This window comes from Pseudomonas sp. MF6747 (assembly GCF_963890955.1).
GTDB lineage: Bacteria > Pseudomonadota > Gammaproteobacteria > Pseudomonadales > Pseudomonadaceae > Aquipseudomonas.
Genome location: NZ_CAWPSZ010000001.1, coordinates 469,644 through 490,789, shown reverse-complemented (window position 1 = coordinate 490,789; position 21,146 = coordinate 469,644). Strand labels below are relative to the sequence as shown.

Below are 21,146 nucleotides of genomic sequence, written 5' to 3'. Positions count from 1 at the left end.
GGACTCAGGCGGCGGTGGGCCGTGCTGGGCAAGTCAAACTTAACAGAGAACACACCTATGCTTTTTTCCCGTAAGGCGGTTTCCAAGCGTCACTTGCTGCTGATCGCGGCTGGTTTCAGCACCGTGTTGACTGGCTGCGCCACGTCGCCGGCGTCCAAGGTCGCGTCGAGCACCAAGGTCGAGTACTACCCGAACTGCTACGAGCCGGTGCAGCACTTGCGCGCGACCGACTCGGACATGACCAAGTCGGTTGTCACCGGTGCGGCCATCGGCGCTGCCGGCGGTGCTCTGCTGGGCGCGCTGACCGGCGACTCCGACAAGCGCGGCCGTAACGCTGCCATCGGCGCCGCGGGCGGCGCCCTGGCGGGTGGCGCGGCGGGTTACTACACCGAGCGTCAGAAGCAGATCAGCGATGACAACCAGCGCATTGCGTCCTACGCGGCTGACGTCAACAAAAGCGCTTCCGACATCGACCGCAGCACCGCATACGCCAAGGCGTCCCAGCAGTGCTACCAGAGCGCATTCACCAAGCTGGTGGCTGACCGTAAAGCCAAGACCGTCAACGACACCGAAGGCCGCAAGCGCCTGGCGGAAATCGTTTCCGGCCTCAAGGAGTCCAATGACCTGATTGTCGCGGTCAACGGCAAAGCCAGCGAAGACCTGAACAACTACACCCAGGCGTACGAGCAAGACCTGCAACAAGTGGGTGTGCAGCGTGCCGACGTCGTGACCGTGGCCACCGCTGATACCACGCCGGTGGTGACGCCGGCCAAAGGCAAAAAAGCCGTCAAGCCGGCGAAAAAAGCAGCGCTGCCGACCGTGCCGAAAGAAGCGGTCGCCACCGAAAAAACCATCCAGACCGCGCAGACCAAGCAAGCTGAAAGCAAGCAGGTCGCCAGCGCTGGCAAGGCGCAGATCGAAGGCACTTGCCGCGATCCAAACCTGGCCGACTGGGCGCCGGTGCCTTGCCCTAACGTTTAAGTAACATGTTGCTATAAGCGTTAAACGCCAGCCGATCTCCCGCTAAAGCGCGAGATCGGTGGCGTTCCTCCAACAAATCGTTACACTGCTGCGGCCACTTAATAATGATACCGAGGCCGTGTGCATGAAATTTCGTCTTCTGCTGTGGGTGCTTGGCCTGATGATGGGCAAAGCCAGCCGCACCAATCCTGCTTTCCAGCAACAGCTGGGTGACAAAGACCTGGCGTTCCAGTTGCAGACCCTCGACGGCAAGGTTGCCCGTCACTTCATCGTCAAAGACCAGCGCATCACCAGCCGCTCAGGGGTTCACCCGCAACCTGCGTTTGCTATCGCCTTCAAAGATGCCGCCTACGGCTTCGCCACGATGCAGGCGAAGAACAAGCAACTGGCGTTCATGACAGGGATTCAGGACAAGTCGATTCAGATCAAGGGCAACCCGGCGCTGGTGATCTGGTTCCAGGGGCTGACCAAGTATTTGAAGCCGAAGAAAAAGAAGAAGGCCTGAAGGGTTTCTTCAGGGGTACCGAGTTGAATTCATCGCAGGCAAGCCAGCTCCCACAGTTGACTGCATTCCAGGGTTGGAACTCGGTCAACTGTGGGAGCTGGCTTGCCTGCGATAGCGGTTTATCAGGCGACAGCGTCAGCCCTGGCTGAACTGGGATGCCAGTTCACGCAACAGCACCTCGGCATCCAGTACTTTGCCGACCACTTCCTCGGCCTTGTCACGGCTCAAGCCCAAACGCTCAAGCAGTGCATCCGGAATCGCCTCATCCGGCCCGGAGCCAATGCCACGGCTGCGCAACAAGCGCACCGCCAGGCACACCAGGTTCGGGTATTCGGCATATTGCCCGTCGTAGGTCGGGTCGTGCTGGAAGCGCAGGGCGGTGGACAGTTCGTCCGGCATGTCCCAGTAGCGCATCAGCCAGGCACCGATCTGCTCGCGGCTGATGCCCAGCAAGTGTTGCTCGACATAGCTGTGGCACAGGTGCGGGTTGACCTCCAAGTGACGGCAGATCAGCGAGAAGTGCGGGGGAAACACGTGGGCCAGCAGCAGATAACCGAAGTTATGCAGCAGGCCGGCGAGGTAGGTCAGGCCGGCTTCCGGGCGCTGGGCGCGTGGCATGGCGCGGGTCAGGCCTTCGATCACGGCGGCGGTGTAGATCGACTGGTGCCAGTACGGCGTGGACTGATGCGGATGGTCTTTGGGCAGGCTCAAGGTTTTACCCAGGGCCAGGCCCAACGCCAGGTTGATCACCAGATCAAAGCCCAGTACGCGCACGATGGCGTCTTCAACTGAACGAATTTTGCCTGGCGAGGCGTAGTACGGCGACGCGGCCCAGCTCACCACTTGGGCGGCCAGGGCGGGGTCGGTTTCCACTACGCCAGTGATGTCATCGATGGTGGCGTTGGGGTCGACGCGCAGCTTGATGATCTTTTGCGCGGTATCGGCCAGCGGTGGAATTTCGATGGTCGCTTCCAGGCGTTGCTGGATGCGGCGGGCGGTGAACGCCTGCATCGCCTGGGTGATTTCCTCGCGGTCATCATTGGGGCGGTCGAGGTTCGGGCGAATGTTGCTCAACGGCTCGCCGAACTGCCCGGCGCTGGCTTTGGTGAGCATGGTCTTGAAGTCGCTGCTGGCAATTTCCAGCAGCAGCCCGGCTTCGCCTGAATGCACCAGCAGGCTCGGTTCGCTCAGCAGGCTGCCTTCGTACAGGCAGGGCGAACTGGTCAGGGCCGGCAGGCCGGGCAGCAGGCTCAACTCATGCTTGGCCAACATGCGCTCGATGCGATCCGGCGATACCGCGGTAAGGCGGCGACCGGTGAGTTCGGCGAGTCGGTTGAGGTCGAGCAATTGGCTCTGCGGGAACAGCACCATGAGGGCGCCAACGGCATCTTCCAGCAAGACCGCCTGGACCTTTTGCGCGGGATTCAGGCCAGCCTGTTCGGCGACTTCCGTATAAGGAATGGCGAGCTTTGCGAGCAGAGCCCGAATGACCGGCGGGGCGGTCAGTGGGGCTGTGGCGAGGGCTACTTCTGACATGGCCTGATCCAATTTCTTACAGTCACCGAAGTATAACCAGCTTGATACAACTGTTGGTTGGATAAGTGAGTCAGGCGTCACACTTGGCCGTATTGCTGCCCATGCCGTAGCCAGCGATCGAGCAACGGGCTGACGTGATCCGGCCAGCGCTCGAGCAGCGCTTGCGCCGCATCACGCACGGCCGGCAGCAGGTCAGCGTCGCGCATCAGGTCGGCGACCTTGAATTGCAGCAGGCCAGTCTGGCGGGTGCCGAGCATTTCACCGGGGCCGCGCAGCTCGAGGTCTTTTTCGGCGATGACAAAGCCGTCGTTGGTTTCGCGCATGATGCCCAGGCGCTGACGACCGATCTGTGACAACGGTGGATGGTAGAGCAGCACGCAATGGCTGGCAGCGCTGCCCCGGCCGACGCGACCCCGTAATTGGTGCAATTGGGCCAGGCCCAGGCGCTCGGGGTTTTCGATGATCATCAAGCTGGCATTGGGCACGTCCACACCCACTTCGATCACCGTGGTGGCCACCAGCAATTGGAGGTTGCCCGCTTTGAACTCGGCCATTACCGCAGCTTTTTCCGCAGGCTTCATGCGGCCGTGGATCAGACCGACCTTGAGTTCGCCCAAGGCACTGGTGAGGTCTTCATAGGTGGTTTCGGCGGCCTGGCACGTCAGCTCCTCGGACTCTTCGATCAGCGTGCACACCCAGTACGCCTGACGGCCTTCGGCGCAGGCACCGCGCACGCGCTCGATCACTTCCACGCGACGGGTGTCGGTGACCAGCACGGTGTTGACCGGAGTACGGCCGGGCGGCAGTTCGTCGAGGATCGAGGTGTCGAGGTCGGCGTAGGCGCTCATGGCCAGGGTGCGTGGGATCGGTGTCGCGGTCATGATCAACTGGTGCGGGCTCATGCGCCCGCCCACGCCTTTTTGGCGCAGGGCCAGGCGCTGCTGCACGCCGAAGCGGTGCTGTTCGTCGATGATCACCAGCGCGAGGTTCTTGAATTTCACTTCGTCCTGGAACAGCGCATGGGTACCCACCACCATCGGTGCGCCATTGGCGATCTGTTCCAGCGCCGCCGCGCGCACCTTGCCCTTTAGTTTGCCGGCCAGCCACGCCACTTCCAGACCCAGTGGTTCGAGCCAGCGCTTGAAGGTGATGAAGTGCTGCTCGGCGAGAATCTCGGTGGGCGCCATCAGCGCCACTTGGTAACCGGCTTCCAGTGCCTGCAAGGCGGCGAGGGCGGCGACCACGGTCTTGCCAGCGCCCACGTCACCCTGGATCAGGCGCAGCATTGGTTCTTTCTGGCTGAGGTCGTAGGCGATTTCATTGCCAACCCGTTGCTGGGCGCCGGTTGGCGCGAAGCCCAGGTTCGCCAGGTATTGCGCAGGCAGGCGCGTGGCCTTGGGCATTGCGGGCGCGCGCAGGGAGCGCATGCTTTCGCGCAGGCGCTGCTGGGACAACTGGTGAGTCAGCAGCTCTTCAAAGGCCAGGCGATGTTGCGCCCAGTGATGACCCAGGGCCAGTTCGTCGACATCGGCATCGGCGGGCGGGTGGTGCAGATAGCGGATGGCATCGTCCAGCGGCGCCAGTTGGTAGTCGCGGGCCAGTTCCACCGGCAGCCAGTCGGGCAGGCTTTTGGGGCCGAGCATCGTCAGGGTCTGCATGCACAGTTGGCGCAGGCGTTGTTGGGTCAGGCCTTCGGTCAGCGGGTAGATCGGCGTGAGGGTGGTATCCACCGGCGGCGGCTCGTCGCCGGTAATGGCGCGGTATTCGGGGTGGTAGATTTCCAGGCCCGACGCGCCAGGCCGTGCCTCGCCGTAGCAGCGCACGCGGGTGCCGCGCTTGAGGCCTTCCTTCTGGGCGTTGCTGAAATGGTAGAAGCGCAGGCTGAGGCCACCGGTGCCGTCCTGCAGGCGTACGACCAGACTGCGGCGCTTGCCCATCACCACATCCGCGCCACTGACGGTGCCTTCGACCACCGCGTCCTGTCCTGGGCGCAAATGGCCGATGGGCACGACGCGCGTGCGGTCCTGATAGCGCAGGGGCAAGTGGAACAGCACGTCCTGGAGGTTCTCCAGGCCGACCTTGGCCAACTTCTCGGCCATGGCTTCACCAACACCCTTGAGTGCGGTGACCGACACGTGCGACAGCTCAGTCATACCCTTGCTTAGCTCGCAGCAGGCGGCTTGGCCACCGAGCACAAACGGATCGAGTCGGCGAGGATCTCAATGGCTTTCGGGCGTGGGAAGCTGGCGCGCCAGGCGATCGCCACGGTCCGGAATGGCACCGGCGGCGTGAGCGGGCGCACTTCGATTACGCCGGGGGCGTAGTGATGACTGTCCACTGCCGACAGCGGCAAGATCGAAATACCCAGGCCGGACGCGACCATATGGCGGATGGTTTCCAGCGAGCTGGATTCCACGGTGGTGTGCTTGGCGCCGTCGTTGCCCTTGGTCAGGGTCGGGCAGGCTTCGAGTACCTGGTCGCGGAAGCAGTGGCCTTCGCCGAGCAGCAACAGGCTCTTGTCGTTGAGCAGGCCGGCGTCGATGGTGTCTTTTTGCGTCCACGGGTGGGAGGCCGGCATCAACACGTAGAACGGCTCGTCGTAGAGCGGCAAGGTCAACACGTCCGCTTCGTTGAACGGCAGGGCGATGATGATCGCGTCCAGTTCACCGTTGCGCAGTTTGTCGCGCAGCACGTGGGTGAAGTTTTCTTCGATATACAGCGGCATCTGCGGCGCGACGCGGTGCAGTTGCGGAATCAAATGCGGGAACAGGTACGGGCCAACGGTGTAGATGGCGCCGACTTTGAGCGGTGCAGTCAGCTGGTTCTTGCCGGCCTGGGCCAGCTCGCGAATGCTTTGGGCTTGTTCCAGCACCTTTTGGGCCTGGGCGACAATGCCTTCGCCCACTGGCGTGAGGCGCACGGCGCTCTTGCTGCGCTCGAAAATCAGCACACCGAGTTCGTCTTCAAGCTTTTTCACACCCACCGACAGCGTCGGCTGGCTGACATGGCAACGCTCGGCCGCGTGGCCGAAGTGCTGCTCTTGGGCGAGGGTCACGATGTAGCGTAATTCTGTAAGAGTCATAGCGGGCGTCCATGAGGTTGCGAGCCAAGCATACCGGCTGCAATCGATAGACGCACGTTATCAGAACTTTGCTGGGGATTGAGCGGGGAGTGGCTCGGATTTAACTGAAAAATGGATTTTTAGCGTCAACAAACAAAATGTGGGAGCGCACTGGCTCGCGAATGCGCGGTGTCAGTGAAGAATGTATCGACTGACACTGCGCTTTCGCGAGCAAGCTCGCTCCCGCATTGGCCTGCTTCGCAATCCTTAGCGGCGACGCTTCTCGATGTTGTAAACAAACGGCGCGACGATCTCGACGCTGCCGCCTTTCAACATGTCGGCCGGTGGCTTGGGCAATGGCTGGGCACGACGAATCATGTCCAGGGTCGCGCGGTCCAGGTCGGCGTTGCCGGAACGGCCCACCAACTCGTAAGACAACACATTGCCGTCGGCATCGACCACGAAGCGCAGGCGGTTAAGCCCCTCTTTGCCACGCTGTTGAGCGCCTGGCGGGTACTTCTTGTACTTCTGCAAGTGCGCCAGCAGGGTGCCTTCCCAGGACGCTTTCGCTGCTACCTGGGCTGGCGACGGGCCGGGCACGGGTTGAGCGGATTTTTCCGCCGGCGCATTGGTCGGTGGGGTTTCGCTCGGCGGCTCTTCGGACGGTTTCTCCTTGGGCGGCTCGGGCTTTTTCTCCACTGGCTTGGGCGGCTGGGGTTTGGGCTTGGGCTTGACCGGCTTGGGCACCTGGATCGTTGGCTTGGGCGCCTCGGCCAGTTTCGGCAAAGGCAGCTCTTCCACCGGCGCCGGCGGCTGTGGTGGCGTGACCACCTTGGGCGGCGCGGGAGGCGGTGGTGCCGGCATCGGCGCCAGGTCGATGACCATGGCGGCCGGTGGCAGCGTCACCGGATGCGGCGCGGACCATTGAAGCGCGATGATGATCGCGACGGCATGCACGCCCAGCACGACGGCGAGGCTGGTGCCATAACGCGTCAGTTTGTGGCGCGTCGTGATCATTTCTTGGCTGCCGTCTCAAGTCCGACCAGGCCGACCTTGAGGTAGCCGGCTGCCCGCAGGGCATCCATCACGCTCATCAGGTCGCCGTAGTCCACGCCCTTGTCGGCCTGGAAGAAGATCGTCGTGTCTTTCTTGCCTTGGGTCTTGGCGTCGAGCACCGGGCCCAGGGTTTCAGCTTTGACTTCTTCTTCGCCCAGGAACAGGCGTTGGTCCGCCTTGACGCTGAGGAAGATCGGCTTCTCTGGACGCGGCGCAGGCTTGGCGCTGGAGGCCGGCAGATCGACCTTGATGTCCACGGTGGCCAACGGTGCCGCCACCATGAAGATGATCAGCAGCACCAGCATCACGTCAATAAACGGCGTGACGTTGATTTCGTGGTTCTCGACGAGTTCATCGTCGCCTTGATTCAAATGCAGGCCCATGGCCGATTACCCCACTTTCACCATGTGCGGTTGCGAGCTGCGCTCGGTAGGGGCGTGATCGAGGTCGCGGCTGACCAGCAGCAGGACTTCTGCCGACGCGTCCGATACCTGAGCCTTGTAGCCGGCAATGGAACGGGCGAAGACGTTGTAGATCACCACCGCAGGAATCGCGGCAACCAGACCCAGTGCGGTTGCCAGAAGGGCTTCGGCGATGCCTGGGGCAACGACGGCGAGGTTGGTGGTTTGGGTTTTGGCGATGCCGATGAAACTGTTCATGATGCCCCACACGGTACCGAACAGACCCACGAACGGTGCGGTGGAACCGATAGTGGCGAGCACGCCGGTGCCGCTGCTCATGTTACGACCGCAGGCCGCCACCAGGCGCTCGAGGCGGAAGCTGACGCGTTCCTTGATGCCTTCTTTTTCGCGGGTGTTGACCGACAAGCGCATTTCTTCGAGCGCGTCGTGGACCAGCAGGTTGGCCAGGGTGCCCTTCTTGGTAGCGGTGTCGCTGGCTTCCTTGAGGGTAGTGGCTTTTTTCAGGTGGACGATTTCAGTACGCAGACGACGCTTGGCGCCCAGCAGCTCGAAGCCCTTGGCGATCCAGATGGTCCAGGTAATGATCGAGGCGATGGCCAGGCCGATCATGACGGCTTTTACCACCACGTCAGCGTTCTGGTACATGCCCCACGGGGACAGGTCATGGGCCATGCCCAGGCTGTTGTCTTCTTCCAGGACAACACCGGAGTCGTCGGCAGGCGCAGGGGCTGCGGCCTGGGCCGGGTCGGTGGCCACAGGTGCTGCGGCAGGGGCTGGCGGCGTGGTTGCGTTCTGCTGGGCCGCGGCCGGAGTAGCTGGGGCGGTGGCGTCAGCGAAAGCGGCGGTCGGTGCCAGCAGAACGCTGAACAGCAGCGCAGCAATCGCACGCCAGGCGCGAGATGGGCTGAGAGGCTTGGTTGGCGAAGCGGGGTTTGTATTACGTGTCATGCTGGCCGGACCTGAGAGAAAAAATGAGTGATCGTCCTGCCAGACCCTGATGGGTCGAGGACAAATGGGCGGTTATTATTGCAAGTAATTCTTGTTAACAAAAGTAATACAGTTACTTAATTTGTCGTTTTGCTGGCCGCTGGTCATCTTCGGCGGCTAATCTGCGCCTTTAAGAATGGAGTTTTGTGATGTCTGCGCCTTCTGTTGTGATTGCCGGTTGCGGCGATGTGGGTAGTCGGCTGGCTAGCCAATTGCTGGCCTCGGAATGGGAGGTTCATGGCCTGCGACGTGATATTTCACGCCTGCCAGAGGGTGTCATCGGCATCGCCGGTGACCTGTTCAAAAAGGATTGCCCTGACACCTGGCCGATCGGCGCAGTGGATTATCTGGTGTATTGCGCCGCTGCGACCGACCACGATGAGGCCGGCTATCGTGCGGCCTACGTGCAAGGGCTGCAGCATGTGTTGGAGTGGCTGAACGACTACGGCCAGGAGCCCAAGCATTTGCTGTTTGTGTCGAGCAGCAGTGTGTATGGCCAGCAGAAGGGTGAGTGGGTCGACGAAACGTCCGACACTCAAGCGAAAGGGTATTCCGGCCAGGTAATGCTGGAAGCTGAGCAAGTGGCGCTCAATAGCGGTATTCCTGCGAGCATCGTGCGGTTGACCGGTATCTATGGGCCCGGCCGTGAATGGCTGCTGACCCAAGTGCGCCAAGGCTATCGCGTGGCGGTTGATCCCCCTTTATATGGCAACCGGATTCACGCGGATGACGCTGCCGGATTGCTGGCCTTCCTGCTGCGGCATGTGGAGCAGGGCGGTTCGCTGGACAGCATTTACATCGGCGTTGACGATGCGCCCGCGCCCTTGGCAGAAGTGGTGAGTTGGTTGCGCGACTATCTGGGCGTGACCGAATGGGCTGACGACGCCAGTGTGCGCCGCGCCGGCAGCAAGCAATGCAGCAATGCCCGAGCCAAGGCGTTGGGCTGGGTGCCGACCTACCCGACTTATCGCGAAGGGTACGCGGTGATCCTTGAAGGTAAGTGCTAGATGTGAAGAAGGAGCCGTGAGGCTCCTTTTTTGTTACTGCTTTCCAGCAGCCATTGGCGTGGCCCGGGGCTGAGCTGGGGGATTTCGTCTGGCTGGGAAAGGTTGATCGCCTGCAGAATTTCCAACTGTTTGCCGTAGCGCACGAAAATCCAGCCGTCGCCGACCGCTCCTTTGCCCAGATAGACGACGTCATTGCCGGCACCTTGAGTGGCGCAGTCGCCTCCCAGGCACAGTTCATAACGGTCATTGTTGCCCAGGCCGGACAGGCTGCCATCGGCGCTGAACCTCACAAGGTTGCCTGTGCCTTGGCCTTCAATAATTTTCCACTGACCGCCCATGTAGGCTGAGTTCAGGGCTTGCCTGAACGCCGTGCCCCACTTGGCACCTGCGGCAGCGGGTTGGGTGGGGCGGCTGAACGTCTGCCCTGCGTAAATCTTGCCGGTCTGTTGGACCAGTTGCTCGCCGTTCAATTGCAATTCGTCGCTGCCATGGCCGTTGTAATCCACCGACCAAATGCCAGGCGCCTCCTGCAGCAGTTGGCCTTCGCCCTCCTCGAACGCAGTGCTGAATTGCGCTTTGCCGGTACGGGTGTCGATGTTCCATTCCAGGTTCATGCCGTTGGCGTCCAGGGCTTTAAGCAGCGGCCGCCCCTGGGCGGCGGTATCGATAGCGGCCTGGTTGATCCATAGCCCGCTGATGTCCGCGGTTTGCTGCTGCAGGTGTGTGCAGCCGCCCAGCAGGATCAAGCTGATGAGGAGTAGCGTGTGCATGGAGTGGTCCGTCTGCTGGTGAAAAAACCATGGCGCAGACTAAAGAAAAAGGAGCCGGTAGGCTCCTTTGTTCTGTATCACTGTTTTTCCAACAACCACTGCCGTGGCCCCGGCGTAAACGAAGGCACTTCATCCGCCTGCGCAGTGTTCACGGCCTGGAAGATTTCCAGCTGCTTGCCTTTGCGCGCGAAGATCCACGGGTTGCCCTGGCCGTTGAGTTGCAGCCAGATACTGTCGTAGCCGCCGCTCATTGAGGCGCAGTCACCCGCCAGGCACAGCGAGTACCGATCGACACCGGGCAAACCGGCGACTTTGCCGTCGGCCTGGAACTGCACCGTGGCGCCGTCGCCGTTCCCGTCGGTGATCTTCCAGTCGCCACCCATATAGGCGGCATACAGGGCGCGCTCGAAGTTGGCGCCCAGTGGCGCGCCTTCGGGGGCTGGGTCATTGGCACGGGCGAACAGCTGCTCAGGCTCATTGTCGTTGGCCACTTGCAGCAGTTGTTTGCCTTTGCGCTTGAGTTCGGTGGCGGAGCTGCCGTAGAAATCGACGCTCCAGGCGCCGGGTTTCTCACTGAGCAGCTTGCCTTCGGCGACTTCAAAACCGTTGTAGTAACGCGCCTGCGAAGCCTTGGTGTTGACCTCCCATTCGAGGTTCGGACCATAGGCTTGCAGCGCTTCACGCAAAGGGCCGCCCTTGGCTGCCGCGTTGATGGCGGCCTGGTTGATCCAGGTGCCGCTCACATCCAGGTCGGCGGGGTTGCTGGCGCAGCCGCCGAGCAACAAGGCGAGCAACGAAGAGGCTACAAGCGCTTTGCGCATCACGAAATCCTTCTGAAACGAAGTCGGCGCGGCCTGTGGAGGCTGCGCCGGGTGTTTTACTCGATGACCAGAATCGCGTCCATCTCGACCTGTGCGCCCTTTGGCAGGGCGGCAACGCCGATAGCGGCGCGGGCTGGGTACGGCTGTTCGAAGTACTTGCCCATGATCTCGTTGACCTTGGCGAAGTGGCTCAGGTCAGTGAGGAAGATGTTCAGCTTGACGATGTCTTTGAACGAGCCGCCAGCGGCTTCGGCCACCGACTTGAGGTTTTCGAAGACCTGGACGGTTTGTGCTTCAAAGCCTTCAACCAGCTCCATGGTCTTTGGGTCCAGTGGAATCTGGCCGGACATGTAGACGGTGTTGCCCGCCTTGATCGCCTGGGAGTAAGTGCCAATGGCGGCAGGGGCTTTGTCGCTGGTGATAACAGTCTTGGTCATGAGTGACTCCTTGTAAGAGATCGGCTATGCGCGCATGCGGGTGATGCGAATCACCCCGGTCAGGGCGCGCAGTTTCTTGATCACGCGGGCCAGGTGCACGCGGTCGTGCACGCTGACCACCAGCTGGACCACGCTGATGCGGCCATCGCGCTCATCCATGCTGATTTTCTCGATATTGCCGTCGGCTGCGTTGACGCTGCTGGCCAGCAGGGCGATCAGGCCGCGCTGGTGCTCCAGCTCAACGCGCAGCTCGACGTTGAATTCGCCGGTGACGTCCTTGGCCCACGAGAGCTGGATGCATTTCTCGGGGTTGTGACGGATTTCAGTAATGTTGCGGCAGTTGTCCAAGTGCACGACCATGCCTTTACCAGCCGACAAGTGGCCGACAATCGGGTCGCCCGGGATCGGCGTGCAACATTTGGCGTAGCTGAGCACCAGGCCTTCCGTGCCGCGAATCGCCAGCGGGCCTTCGGGGCTTGGCAGCTGTTCGCCTTCGCCGAGCAGGCGACGGGCGACCACATACGCCATGCGGTTACCCAGGCCGATGTCTTCCAGCAGGTCTTCGATGGTTTCCTGACGATACTCGTGGAGCATCGCTTGCACGCGCTCGGCCGGGATCTTCTCCAGGGCGCTGTCGAAACCATTGAGCACCTTGTTCAGCAGGCGTTCGCCGAGGCTGATGGATTCGGAGCGGCGTTGCAATTTGAGCGCGTGGCGAATGTGTGTGCGCGCTTTTCCGGTGACCACGAAGTTGAGCCAGGCCGGGTTCGGGCGCGCGCCGGGTGCGCTGACGATCTCGACCGTGGAGCCGCTTTGCAGCGGCTCGGACAGCGGCGCGAGGCGTCGATTGATCCGGCAGGCAATACAGCTGTTGCCCACGTCGGTGTGTACCGCGTAGGCAAAGTCGACCGCTGTGGAGCCTTTGGGCAGCTCCATGATCCGGCCTTTGGGCGTGAAGACGTAGACCTCGTCCGGGAACAGGTCGATCTTCACACTTTCGATAAATTCCAGGGAGTTGCCGGCTCGTTGCTGCATTTCCAGCACGCCTTTGACCCACTGGCGGGCGCGGGCATGCGTGCCTTTAGGCTGTTCGTCGCCGCTGGACTTGTACAGCCAATGCGCGGCGATGCCGTTGTTGGCCATCTCTTCCATTTCACGGGTACGGATCTGGATCTCGATCGGTACCCCGTGCATACCAAACAACGTGGTGTGCAGCGACTGATAGCCGTTTGCCTTGGGAATCGCGATGTAATCCTTGAAGCGGCCTGGCAGGGGTTTATACAAATTATGTACAGCACCCAGCACGCGGTAGCAGGTATCGACCTTGTCGACGATGATCCGGAACGCGTACACGTCCATGATCTCGTTGAAGGCCCGACGCTTGCCGCGCATTTTTTTGTAGATGCCGTAGATGTGTTTCTGCCGGCCGCTGACTTCGCCTTCAATTTCGTCGATCGCCAGGCAATGGCTCAGCGACTCTTCGATCTTGTTGACGATTTCCTTGCGGTTGCCCCGGGCGCGCTTGACGGCCTGATAAATGCGCGCGGAACGCATCGGGTGCATGGCTTTGAAGCCGAGGTCTTCGAATTCGATACGAATGGCATGCATGCCCAGCCGGTTGGCGATGGGCGCATAGATTTCCAGGGTTTCCTTGGCGATGCGCCGGCGTTTTTCGCCGGACAGCACTTCCAGCGTGCGCATGTTGTGCAGCCGGTCGGCCAGCTTCACCAGGATTACCCGAATGTCTCGGGCCATGGCCATGGCCATCTTCTGGAAGTTTTCCGCCTGGGCTTCGGCCTTGGTTTCGAAGTTCATCTGGGTCAGTTTGCTGACCCCATCGACCAGTTCGGCAACGGTCTCGCCAAATTGCGCACTGAGCGCTTCCTTGGCGATGCCGGTGTCTTCGATCACGTCATGCAGCATCGCAGCCATCAGGCTCTGATGGTCCATGTGCATGTCGGCAAGAATATTGGCCACGGCAAGAGGATGCGTGACATACGCCTCACCACTGCGGCGGCGTTGGCCGTCGTGGGCTTGTTCGGCGTAGAAATACGCTCGGCGGACCAGGTTGACCTGGTCTGGGCCGAGGTAGGTCGATAAGCGATCGGCGAGGGCGTCTATGCTCGGCAAAGTATTAACTCCTGCCGTTGGCTGTGACCCCGCGCCGTGCTACGTCGACCAGGCATAGGCTTAGACGGCCTCGTTGGACTCGTCCTCGAACGCTGCAAACAGCGGTTCGTCTTCAACGATTTCGGCGTTGGCGATGAACTCGTAGCTCATCAGGCCTTCAGCGATTTCACGCAGGGCTACAACGGTAGGCTTGTCGTTTTCCCACTGGACCAGGGGCTCTTTGCCGCCAGTGGCCAGTTGACGGGCACGCTTGGTAGAGAGCATGACCAGCTCAAAGCGGTTATCCACGTGTTCTAGGCAGTCTTCAACGGTTACGCGGGCCATGGTATTCCTCGGAGCGAATGCAAGATGCGCGCTGCCCGGTTGGGCGAGCGGACTGAACAGTTTAAAAAATCACCAGCGTTTAGGGAAGCGCTGATTTTTCCCGCGGCCTCGCAAAACGGCTACAAGTGCCAATGTAAAGCCCTTGCAGCGGTTTTGGGAAGAACCAATCAGCCAAGCAGTTCGGCGAGTAATTTGCCGAAACGCTGCTGTTGGCGTTTCTGCTGGAGCTGATTGGCGCGGAAAATTGCCTTCAAATCGTCCAGGGCGCTGGCGAAATCGTCATTGATGATCAGGTAGTCGTAGTCGACGTAGTGGCTCATTTCGCTGACGGCTTCACGCATGCGGCCTTCGATGATCTCGTCACTGTCCTGGCCACGGTTGGTCAGGCGCTGGTGCAAGGCTTCGAGCGACGGCGGCAGGATAAAGATCGAACGCGCCTTCGGCATCAGTTGGCGCACTTGCTCGGCACCCTGCCAGTCGATTTCCAGGATCAGGTCGTGGCCTTCATCCAGGGTCTGCTGCAGGTGGCTTTGTGAGGTGCCGTAGAGGTTGCCGAACACTTCGGCGCGCTCCAGGAAGTCGCCGTGCTCGATCATCTTGACGAACTCGGTGCGCTCGACGAAGTGGTAGTGCACGCCGTTCACTTCACCCGGACGCATGGCGCGGGTGGTGTGCGAGACCGAGATGCGGATCTGCTCGTCAGCGTCGGTCAAGGCCTTGACCAGGCTGCTCTTGCCCGCGCCCGAAGGGGCGGAAATGATGTAAAGGGTGCCGGTGCTGTGGGTCATGGAAGTTGCCTTACTCAATATTCTGTACTTGTTCGCGCATCTGCTCGATCAACACTTTGAGGTTGACCGCAGCTTGGGTGCTGCGCGGATCAAACGCTTTGGAGCCCAGTGTATTGGCTTCGCGGTTGAGTTCCTGCATCAGGAAGTCCAGGCGCCGACCAGCGGCACCGGCAGACTTGAGCACGCGGCGCACCTCGAGGATGTGGGTGCTCAGGCGGTCGAGCTCTTCGGCCACGTCACTTTTCTGCGCCAGCAGCACCATTTCCTGTTCCAGGCGCGTCGGGTCGAGGTCGGCCTTCATGTCGGTGAAACGGTCCAGAACCTTCTGGCGCTGGGTGGCGAGCATCTGCGGCACCAGTTCGCGCAGGGTCACCACGTCCTCTTCGATGGAGGTCAGGCGGTCGCTGATCAGGCGCGCCAGTTCGGCGCCCTCACGCTCGCGGCCGGCTTTAAGCTCCTTCAAGCCCTGATTGAACAGGGCGAGGGCTTCGGCATTGAGGGCCTGCGGGTCGGTGGCGTCGGCCACCAGTACGCCGGGCCAGGCCAGCACTTCCAGCGGGTTCAGCGCGGCGGGTTGCTTGATCAGGCCGGCGATGGTTTCAGCGGCAGCGACCAGTTGCGCGGCGCGGTCGCGGTCGATCTGCAGCGGCTTGCCGGTAGTTACTTCGGTAAAACGCAGGGTGCATTCCAGCTTGCCGCGGGAAATACCCTGGCGCAGCGCTTCACGCACGGCGCCTTCGAGGTCGCGCAAGGATTCCGGCAGACGCAGGTGCGGCTCCAGGTAACGGCTGTTGACCGAGCGCAGTTCCCAGCTCAGGGTGCCTTGGGCGCCGGCTTTTTCGACGCGGGCGAAGGCGGTCATGCTGTGCACCATGGAGGTACCTCGCGATGCAGTCCCGCAAATACGGGCTGATGGGTAAATTGAAGCCGACAGGCTGCGAAGGCGCAGGATTGTAGCGCAGTGAGGCGAACGCGCCCAAACAATGGGCGCCAGGCCAGCCATTCGTAACCGAATTTTTTAGAAGTGCCCCGAATCGGCTGGCGGCTCTATAATGCTCGGCAGTTTTTCGTCCTCCGTACAGGTATCCCCTATGAAACGTCCAAGTGGTCGCGCTGCCGATCAGCTCCGCTCGATCCGCATCACCCGCAACTACACCAAACACGCCGAGGGATCTGTACTGGTCGAGTTTGGCGATACCAAGGTGATCTGCACCGTCAGCGTCGAAAACGGCGTGCCGCGCTTCCTCAAGGGCCAGGGCCAGGGTTGGTTGACCGCCGAGTACGGCATGCTGCCGCGCGCCACCGGCGAGCGTAACCAGCGTGAAGCCAGCCGTGGCAAGCAAGGCGGCCGCACCCTCGAAATCCAGCGCCTGATCGGCCGTTCGCTGCGCGCAGCCCTGGACATGTCCAAGCTGGGCGACGTGACCCTGTACGTCGATTGCGACGTGATCCAGGCCGACGGCGGCACCCGCACTGCCTCCATCACCGGCGCCATGGTGGCCTTGGTTGATGCGCTGAAAGTGATCAAGAAGCGTGGCGGCCTGAAAGCCGGCGACCCGCTCAAGCAGATGATCGCTGCCGTATCGGTGGGCATGTACCAGGGCGAGCCAGTGCTGGATCTCGACTATCTGGAAGACTCGGCTGCCGAGACTGACCTGAACGTGGTAATGACCAGCAGCGGTGGTTTCATCGAAGTGCAGGGCACCGCCGAAGGCGCGCCATTCCAGCCGGCCGACCTGAACGCCATGCTGGCCCTGGCCCAGAAAGGCATGACCGAAATCTTCGAACTGCAGAACGCCGCACTGGCTGACTGAAACGGCCGCAAGGAGCAACGCCATGAGTGACCACCAACTGCCTGTACCCACGCCTCCTTACGAAGCGCGTCAGGGAGCAATGTTGTGTCACCTCTCGGCGTTCCTGGGGTTTGTGTTTCCCTTCGGCAGTGTCGTCGGGCCGCTGATCCTGTGGCAGATGAAGAAGGAAGTGGACCCGTTCATTGATGATCAAGGCAAGGAGGCCTTGAACTTCCAGATCACCGTGGCCATTGCCTGGCTGGTTTGCATCGTGCTGGCGTTTGCGGTGATTGGTTTTTTCCTGATGACTGCCCTGGCGATCGCCACGGTGGTGCTGACGATCATCGGCGCAATCAAAGCCAGCAAGGGGATTGCCTATCGCTATCCCTTTACCTGGCGATTGGTCAAATAATGAGCGCCCACAAAAAAACCGACAGCGATGTCGGTTTTTTTGTGCCTGGAAAAAGACTTTAGATGGTCAATGTCCAGTCGTAGTCCACTATCAGCGGCGCGTGCTGCGAGAAGCGTGGCTGACGCGGCAGGCGTGCGCTGCGAACAAAGCGGCGAAGCCCCGGGGTCAGCAGTTGGTAGTCGAAACGCCAGCCCAGGTTAAGCATCTCGGCCTGTTCGTTATCCGGCCACCAGCTGTACTGGTCGCCTTCGCGGCTGACTTCGCGCAGGGCGTCAACATAGCCCATGTTGCCGACAATCTCGTCCATCCAGGCACGTTCCGGCGCCAGGAAGCCCGGGGATTGTTGGCTGTCGCGCCAGTTCTTGATATCCAGCTTCTGTTGCGCCACGTACAGCGAGCCACAGTAAATGTACTCGCGACGTTTGCGTCGCTGTTTATCCAGATAACGGGCGAAATCGTCCATTAGCTTGAACTTCTGGTTCAAGTCTTCATCGCCGTTCTGCCCCGAAGGGAGCAGCAAGGTCGCGATGCTGACCTTGTCGAAATCGGCCTGCAGGTAGCGCCCGTAGCGGTCGGCTGTCTCGAAGCCGAGGCCGCTGATGACCGCCTTGGGTTGCAACCGCGAGTACAAAGCCACGCCACCTTGGGTGGGCACTTCGGCATCGCAGGCATAAAGGAAGTAGCCATCCAGTTGGAAGGCTGGGTCGTCCAGTTCAAAGGCGGAGGCGCGGGTGTCCTGCAGGCAGATGACGTCGGCATTCTGTGCTTGCAGCCAACTGAGCAAACCACGCTCGACTGCAGCCTGAATACCATTGACGTTCACACTGATGATCCGCATAAATGGCCCCAAAAATCGCGTGCGTGTATGATACACGCCGTCTACCTAATTAGCTAAATCCGTGGTATCTGAGGCTTTTTTTCATGCAGGCGTATCAACGCGATTTCATTCGTTTTGCCATCGATCGCGGCGTTTTGCGCTTCGGTGAGTTCACTTTGAAGTCCGGGCGCACCAGCCCGTACTTCTTCAATGCAGGCCTGTTCAACTCGGGTTCGGCCCTGGCTCAGCTGGGTCGTTTCTACGCGGCAGCCATCGTTGAAAGCGGCATTTCCTTCGACGTTTTGTTTGGCCCAGCCTACAAGGGCATCCCGCTGGCGGCCGCGACTGCCGTGGCGTTGGCTGAACATCACGGGCTGGATCTGCCGTGGTGCTTCAACCGCAAAGAGGCCAAGGCACATGGCGAAGGCGGTAGCCTGGTTGGGGCTCCGCTCAAGGGCGACGTGCTGATCATCGATGACGTGATCACCGCCGGTACCGCCATCCGTGAGGTGATGCAGATCATCGCATCCCAAGATGGCGCCAAGGCCGCCGGCGTGCTGATCGCGCTGAATCGTCAGGAGCGCGGCAACGGTGAGTTGTCGGCAATTCAGGAAGTGGAACGTGATTTCGGCATTCCGGTGGTGAGCATTGTGTCGCTGAACCAGGTGTTGCAGTTCCTGGAAGACGATCCGCAGCTCAAGCAGCACTTGCCGGCGGTGCGTGCGTACCGCGAGCAGTTCGGCGTCTGAGGCGATCCAAAGGCGTCGCAAACCCCTTGTGGGAGCGGGCTTGGTCGCGAATGTAGTCAGTCATTCAGCAGAAGTATTGACTGACGCTCCGCATTCGCGAGCAAGCCCGCTCCCACATTGGATTGCATTCCACCTTGAAGACCTCATAAAAAAGGCCCCGCTCAATGTCATTGAGCGGGGCCTTTTGTTTTCTGAAGCTTAAGGACGCTTGCGATTACTGATCAGCGTGCCCACACCGGTATCGGTGAAGATTTCCAGCAGGATTGCATTAGGCACGCGGCCATCCAGAATCAGCGAGCTACCCACGCCGCCTTGTACGGCTTCCAGCGCGCAACGGATCTTCGGCAGCATGCCGCCGTAGATGGTGCCGTCGGCGATCAGCTCGTCCACCTGCTGGGTGGTCAAACCCGTCAGCACCTTGCCTTCCTTGTCCATCAGGCCGGCAATGTTGGTCAGCAGCATCAGCTTTTCAGCCTTCAGCGCTTCGGCCACTTTACCGGCTACCAGGTCGGCGTTGATGTTGTAGGACTCACCGTTGGCGCCCACGCCGATTGGCGCGATCACCGGAATGAAGTCACCTTTGACCAGCAGGTTCAGCAGGTCGGTGTTGATGCCGATCACTTCACCGACCTGGCCGATGTCGATAATTTCCGGCTGGGTCATCTCTGGCGTCTGACGGGTAACTGTCAGTTTTTTCGCGCGGATCAGCTCCGCGTCCTTGCCGGTCAGGCCGATGGCGCTGCCACCATGTCGGTTGATCAGGTTGACGATGTCTTTGTTGACCTGGCCACCAAGGACCATCTCCACCACGTCCATGGTCTGCGCGTCTGTGACGCGCATGCCATCAATGAAGTGACTCTCGATCGACAAGCGCTTGAGCAGATCGCCGATTTGCGGGCCGCCACCGTGCACCACCACCGGGTTGATCCCGACAGCTTTCATCAACACGATGTCGCGGGCAAAGCCGGTTTTCAGCTCGTCGCTTTCCATGGCATTGCCGCCGTACTTGATCACCAGCGTCTTGCCGACGTAGCGTCGAATGTAAGGCAACGCTTCGGACAGGACCTTGGCAGTATTGGCAGCGGCTTCGCGTTCGAGGGTCATTCAGGGCTCCGGTAAAAAATCAGAACGGTAATTGGAGATCAGGGGCAACACGTTTCAACTGGGCGTGGAACACGTCCTTGATGCGCTGCAACTCAGCCTCGGTATCCGCCTCGAAACGCAGGACCAGCACCGGTGTGGTGTTGGACGCACGAACCAGGCCCCAGCCTTTGGCGTAATCGACGCGCACACCATCAATGGTGGTCAGGTTGGCGCCTTCGCCCCATTGCGCATCGTGCAGTGCGTCAATGATGCTGAATTTGCTCTCCTCGGTCACATGGATATTGATCTCTGGCGTAGAAATATCATTCGGGAAGGTCTGAAACAGCTCCTGCGCCGTGGATTTTTCCTTGCTGAGGATCTCCAGCAGACGGGCGGCGCTGTAAATGCCGTCGTCGAACCCGAACCAGCGCTCTTTGAAGAACACGTGGCCGCTCATTTCGCCGGCCAACAGCGCGTCGGTTTCCTTCATTTTCTTTTTGATCAACGAGTGGCCGGTCTTCCACATTAGTGGGCGACCGCCGTATTCCTTGATCAGCGGGGTGAGTCGGCGGGTGCACTTCACGTCGAAGATGATTTCGGCGTTGGGGTTACGGGCCACCACGTCGCGGGCAAACAACATCAGCAGGCGGTCGGCGAACACGTTCTCGCCGGTGTTGGTCACCACGCCGACGCGGTCGCCGTCACCGTCGAACGCCAGGCCCACGTCGGCGCCGGTTTCCTTGACCTTGGCGATCAGGTCCACCAGGTTTTCAGGCTTGCCCGGGTCCGGGTGGTGGTTAGGGAAGTTGCCGTCGACGTCGCAGAACAACGGGATCACTTCGCAGTTCAGGGCTTCGAGCAGTTGCGGGGCAATCACGCCGGCCGCGCCGTTGCCGCAGTCCACCACCACTTTCAGGCGGCGGGCGAGTTTGACGTCGCCAGTGATCTGGTCAGAGTAGCGTTGAAGAATATCGACTTTGGTGATGCTGCCGGTGCCGGTGGTCAGATCGTTGGTCTTCAGGCGCTCGTGCAGCGCCTGAATCTGTTCGTTGGCGAGGGTGTCACCGGCGATGACGATCTTGAAGCCGTTGTAGTCCGAGGGATTATGGCTGCCGGTGAGCATAACGCCGGACTTGCCAGCCAGTACGTTGGCTGCGTAGTACAACGCAGGGGTCGGCACCAGGCCCACATCGCTGACGTGGCAGCCGCTGTCGGCCAGGCCCTGGATCAGTCGTTCCACCAGATCCGGGCCGGACAAGCGGCCATCGCGGCCTACCGATACATTGGGTTCGCCCTGGGCCAGGCTTTGGGAGCCGATGGCACGGCCGATCCAATAGGCGGTTTCGGCGGTCAGGGTCTTGGGCACGACGCCACGGATGTCATAGGCGCGAAAGATGCTGTCGGGAAATGTCGGGGCTACTCGGGCTGCGGTACTCATTGCGGGGGGAAACTCCATCTGAAGGGGGA

21 protein-coding genes and 1 pseudogene are annotated in these 21,146 nt (G+C 60.9%); 6 read left to right on the top strand and 16 right to left on the bottom strand.

Going from position 1 to position 21,146, the window contains the following annotated elements:
* The first annotated feature begins 57 nt into the window (after positions 1-57).
* Together tagQ and AACW30_RS02320 are read left to right on the top strand one after the other, a co-directional pair.
* A complete protein-coding gene (tagQ, locus tag AACW30_RS02325) occupies positions 58-981 on the top strand; it encodes a type VI secretion system-associated lipoprotein TagQ (RefSeq protein ID WP_106575871.1) in 924 nt (307 codons plus the stop codon).
* A 124-nt stretch (positions 982-1,105) separates the two neighbouring features.
* Positions 1,106-1,486, top strand: coding sequence for a helicase (locus AACW30_RS02320; RefSeq protein ID WP_119737206.1), 381 nt, complete (start codon positions 1,106-1,108; stop codon positions 1,484-1,486).
* Positions 1,487-1,621: 135 nt separating this feature from the next.
* On the opposite strand, the gene AACW30_RS02315 is transcribed toward AACW30_RS02320, so the two are convergent.
* The 6 genes from AACW30_RS02315 to exbB all read right to left on the bottom strand — a co-directional run bounded on the left by AACW30_RS02315 (position 1,622) and on the right by exbB (position 8,509).
* A complete protein-coding gene (locus AACW30_RS02315) occupies positions 1,622-3,022 on the bottom strand; it encodes an aminoacyl-tRNA deacylase and HDOD domain-containing protein (RefSeq protein ID WP_119737208.1) in 1,401 nt (466 codons plus the stop codon).
* 77 nt (positions 3,023-3,099) lie between these two features.
* Positions 3,100-5,175: an ATP-dependent DNA helicase RecG gene (recG, locus tag AACW30_RS02310; RefSeq protein ID WP_119737210.1), complete on the bottom strand. Its 2,076-nt coding sequence runs from the start codon at positions 5,173-5,175 to the stop codon at positions 3,100-3,102.
* Between the two features lie 8 nt (positions 5,176-5,183).
* Positions 5,184-6,104: a hydrogen peroxide-inducible genes activator gene (locus tag AACW30_RS02305; RefSeq protein ID WP_015886540.1), complete on the bottom strand. Its 921-nt coding sequence runs from the start codon at positions 6,102-6,104 to the stop codon at positions 5,184-5,186.
* Positions 6,105-6,350: 246 nt separating this feature from the next.
* Positions 6,351-7,100, bottom strand: coding sequence for an energy transducer TonB family protein (locus AACW30_RS02300; protein WP_200622594.1), 750 nt, complete (start codon positions 7,098-7,100; stop codon positions 6,351-6,353).
* Positions 7,097-7,522: a TonB system transport protein ExbD gene (exbD, locus tag AACW30_RS02295; protein ID WP_003195519.1), complete on the bottom strand. Its 426-nt coding sequence runs from the start codon at positions 7,520-7,522 to the stop codon at positions 7,097-7,099. Before exbD ends, AACW30_RS02300 begins: the two co-directional genes overlap by 4 nt.
* 6 nt (positions 7,523-7,528) lie before the next feature.
* On the bottom strand, positions 7,529-8,509 hold the full coding sequence (exbB, locus tag AACW30_RS02290; protein ID WP_200622592.1) for a tonB-system energizer ExbB: 981 nt from the start codon (positions 8,507-8,509) through the stop codon (positions 7,529-7,531).
* Between the two features lie 188 nt (positions 8,510-8,697).
* Here exbB and AACW30_RS02285 point away from each other — a divergent pair, with 188 nt between their 5' ends.
* Positions 8,698-9,555, top strand: coding sequence for an SDR family oxidoreductase (locus AACW30_RS02285; RefSeq protein ID WP_200622575.1), 858 nt, complete (start codon positions 8,698-8,700; stop codon positions 9,553-9,555).
* Here AACW30_RS02285 and AACW30_RS02280 read toward each other — a convergent pair.
* The 7 genes from AACW30_RS02280 to AACW30_RS02250 form a co-directional block, all read right to left on the bottom strand.
* Positions 9,552-10,325: a hypothetical protein gene (locus tag AACW30_RS02280; protein ID WP_200622573.1), complete on the bottom strand. Its 774-nt coding sequence runs from the start codon at positions 10,323-10,325 to the stop codon at positions 9,552-9,554. The genes AACW30_RS02285 and AACW30_RS02280 overlap by 4 nt on opposite strands.
* 77 nt (positions 10,326-10,402) lie before the next feature.
* Complete coding sequence (locus tag AACW30_RS02275; RefSeq protein WP_200622571.1) at positions 10,403-11,146, bottom strand: hypothetical protein; 744 nt, start codon at positions 11,144-11,146, stop codon at positions 10,403-10,405.
* 56 nt (positions 11,147-11,202) lie between these two features.
* On the bottom strand, positions 11,203-11,583 hold the full coding sequence (locus tag AACW30_RS02270) for a RidA family protein (protein WP_003176922.1): 381 nt from the start codon (positions 11,581-11,583) through the stop codon (positions 11,203-11,205).
* Positions 11,584-11,607: 24 nt separating this feature from the next.
* Positions 11,608-13,713: a bifunctional GTP diphosphokinase/guanosine-3',5'-bis pyrophosphate 3'-pyrophosphohydrolase gene (spoT, locus tag AACW30_RS02265; RefSeq protein WP_083356111.1), complete on the bottom strand. Its 2,106-nt coding sequence runs from the start codon at positions 13,711-13,713 to the stop codon at positions 11,608-11,610.
* A gap of 60 nt (positions 13,714-13,773) precedes the next feature.
* The gene (gene rpoZ / locus AACW30_RS02260; protein WP_003176920.1) at positions 13,774-14,037 is read right to left on the bottom strand and encodes a DNA-directed RNA polymerase subunit omega; all 264 of its coding nucleotides are present in this window, start codon (positions 14,035-14,037) and stop codon (positions 13,774-13,776) included.
* A 167-nt stretch (positions 14,038-14,204) separates the two neighbouring features.
* Positions 14,205-14,825, bottom strand: a complete 621-nt coding sequence (gmk, locus tag AACW30_RS02255; RefSeq protein WP_106575862.1) for a guanylate kinase — start codon at positions 14,823-14,825, stop codon at positions 14,205-14,207.
* 10 nt (positions 14,826-14,835) lie between these two features.
* On the bottom strand, positions 14,836-15,699 hold the full coding sequence (locus AACW30_RS02250) for a YicC/YloC family endoribonuclease (protein ID WP_200622569.1): 864 nt from the start codon (positions 15,697-15,699) through the stop codon (positions 14,836-14,838).
* Between the two features lie 217 nt (positions 15,700-15,916).
* On the opposite strand from AACW30_RS02250, the gene rph reads away from it, so the two are divergent.
* Together rph and AACW30_RS02240 are read left to right on the top strand one after the other, a co-directional pair.
* A complete protein-coding gene (rph, locus tag AACW30_RS02245) occupies positions 15,917-16,639 on the top strand; it encodes a ribonuclease PH (protein WP_106575860.1) in 723 nt (240 codons plus the stop codon).
* Positions 16,640-16,661: 22 nt separating this feature from the next.
* Positions 16,662-17,030 (top strand): DUF4870 domain-containing protein, encoded by a 369-nt coding sequence (locus tag AACW30_RS02240; RefSeq protein WP_200622567.1) that lies wholly within the window; start codon positions 16,662-16,664, stop codon positions 17,028-17,030.
* 58 nt (positions 17,031-17,088) lie between these two features.
* Here the strand turns inward: AACW30_RS02240 and AACW30_RS02235 are convergent, their stop codons facing one another.
* On the bottom strand, positions 17,089-17,868 hold the full coding sequence (locus AACW30_RS02235) for an exodeoxyribonuclease III (protein WP_003195493.1): 780 nt from the start codon (positions 17,866-17,868) through the stop codon (positions 17,089-17,091).
* An 83-nt stretch (positions 17,869-17,951) separates the two neighbouring features.
* Here AACW30_RS02235 and pyrE point away from each other — a divergent pair, with 83 nt between their 5' ends.
* Positions 17,952-18,596, top strand: a complete 645-nt coding sequence (gene pyrE, locus AACW30_RS02230) for an orotate phosphoribosyltransferase (RefSeq protein ID WP_106575858.1) — start codon at positions 17,952-17,954, stop codon at positions 18,594-18,596.
* A 198-nt stretch (positions 18,597-18,794) separates the two neighbouring features.
* On the opposite strand, the gene argB is transcribed toward pyrE, so the two are convergent.
* Positions 18,795-19,700, bottom strand: coding sequence for an acetylglutamate kinase (gene argB, locus AACW30_RS02225; RefSeq protein ID WP_015886532.1), 906 nt, complete (start codon positions 19,698-19,700; stop codon positions 18,795-18,797).
* Positions 19,701-19,719: 19 nt separating this feature from the next.
* Positions 19,720-21,141: pseudogene (locus tag AACW30_RS02220) on the bottom strand (phosphomannomutase/phosphoglucomutase); the annotation flags it as partial.
* Positions 21,142-21,146: the final 5 nt, after the last annotated feature.

Bases quoted from the DNA above. Each gene is read 5' to 3' on its own strand.
- tagQ (WP_106575871.1), top strand. From the start codon at position 58: ATGCTTTTTTCCCGTAAGGCGGTTTCCAAGCGTCACTTGCTGCTGATC.
- AACW30_RS02320 (WP_119737206.1), top strand. From the start codon at position 1,106: ATGAAATTTCGTCTTCTGCTGTGGGTGCTTGGCCTGATGATGGGCAAA.
- AACW30_RS02315 (WP_119737208.1), bottom strand. From the start codon at position 3,022: ATGTCAGAAGTAGCCCTCGCCACAGCCCCACTGACCGCCCCGCCGGTC.
- recG (WP_119737210.1), bottom strand. From the start codon at position 5,175: ATGACTGAGCTGTCGCACGTGTCGGTCACCGCACTCAAGGGTGTTGGT.
- AACW30_RS02305 (WP_015886540.1), bottom strand. From the start codon at position 6,104: ATGACTCTTACAGAATTACGCTACATCGTGACCCTCGCCCAAGAGCAG.
- AACW30_RS02300 (WP_200622594.1), bottom strand. From the start codon at position 7,100: ATGATCACGACGCGCCACAAACTGACGCGTTATGGCACCAGCCTCGCC.
- exbD (WP_003195519.1), bottom strand. From the start codon at position 7,522: ATGGGCCTGCATTTGAATCAAGGCGACGATGAACTCGTCGAGAACCAC.
- exbB (WP_200622592.1), bottom strand. From the start codon at position 8,509: ATGACACGTAATACAAACCCCGCTTCGCCAACCAAGCCTCTCAGCCCA.
- AACW30_RS02285 (WP_200622575.1), top strand. From the start codon at position 8,698: ATGTCTGCGCCTTCTGTTGTGATTGCCGGTTGCGGCGATGTGGGTAGT.
- AACW30_RS02280 (WP_200622573.1), bottom strand. From the start codon at position 10,325: ATGCACACGCTACTCCTCATCAGCTTGATCCTGCTGGGCGGCTGCACA.
- AACW30_RS02275 (WP_200622571.1), bottom strand. From the start codon at position 11,146: ATGCGCAAAGCGCTTGTAGCCTCTTCGTTGCTCGCCTTGTTGCTCGGC.
- AACW30_RS02270 (WP_003176922.1), bottom strand. From the start codon at position 11,583: ATGACCAAGACTGTTATCACCAGCGACAAAGCCCCTGCCGCCATTGGC.
- rpoZ (WP_003176920.1), bottom strand. From the start codon at position 14,037: ATGGCCCGCGTAACCGTTGAAGACTGCCTAGAACACGTGGATAACCGC.
- gmk (WP_106575862.1), bottom strand. From the start codon at position 14,825: ATGACCCACAGCACCGGCACCCTTTACATCATTTCCGCCCCTTCGGGC.
- AACW30_RS02250 (WP_200622569.1), bottom strand. From the start codon at position 15,699: ATGGTGCACAGCATGACCGCCTTCGCCCGCGTCGAAAAAGCCGGCGCC.
- rph (WP_106575860.1), top strand. From the start codon at position 15,917: ATGAAACGTCCAAGTGGTCGCGCTGCCGATCAGCTCCGCTCGATCCGC.
- AACW30_RS02240 (WP_200622567.1), top strand. From the start codon at position 16,662: ATGAGTGACCACCAACTGCCTGTACCCACGCCTCCTTACGAAGCGCGT.
- AACW30_RS02235 (WP_003195493.1), bottom strand. From the start codon at position 17,868: ATGCGGATCATCAGTGTGAACGTCAATGGTATTCAGGCTGCAGTCGAG.
- pyrE (WP_106575858.1), top strand. From the start codon at position 17,952: ATGCAGGCGTATCAACGCGATTTCATTCGTTTTGCCATCGATCGCGGC.
- argB (WP_015886532.1), bottom strand. From the start codon at position 19,700: ATGACCCTCGAACGCGAAGCCGCTGCCAATACTGCCAAGGTCCTGTCC.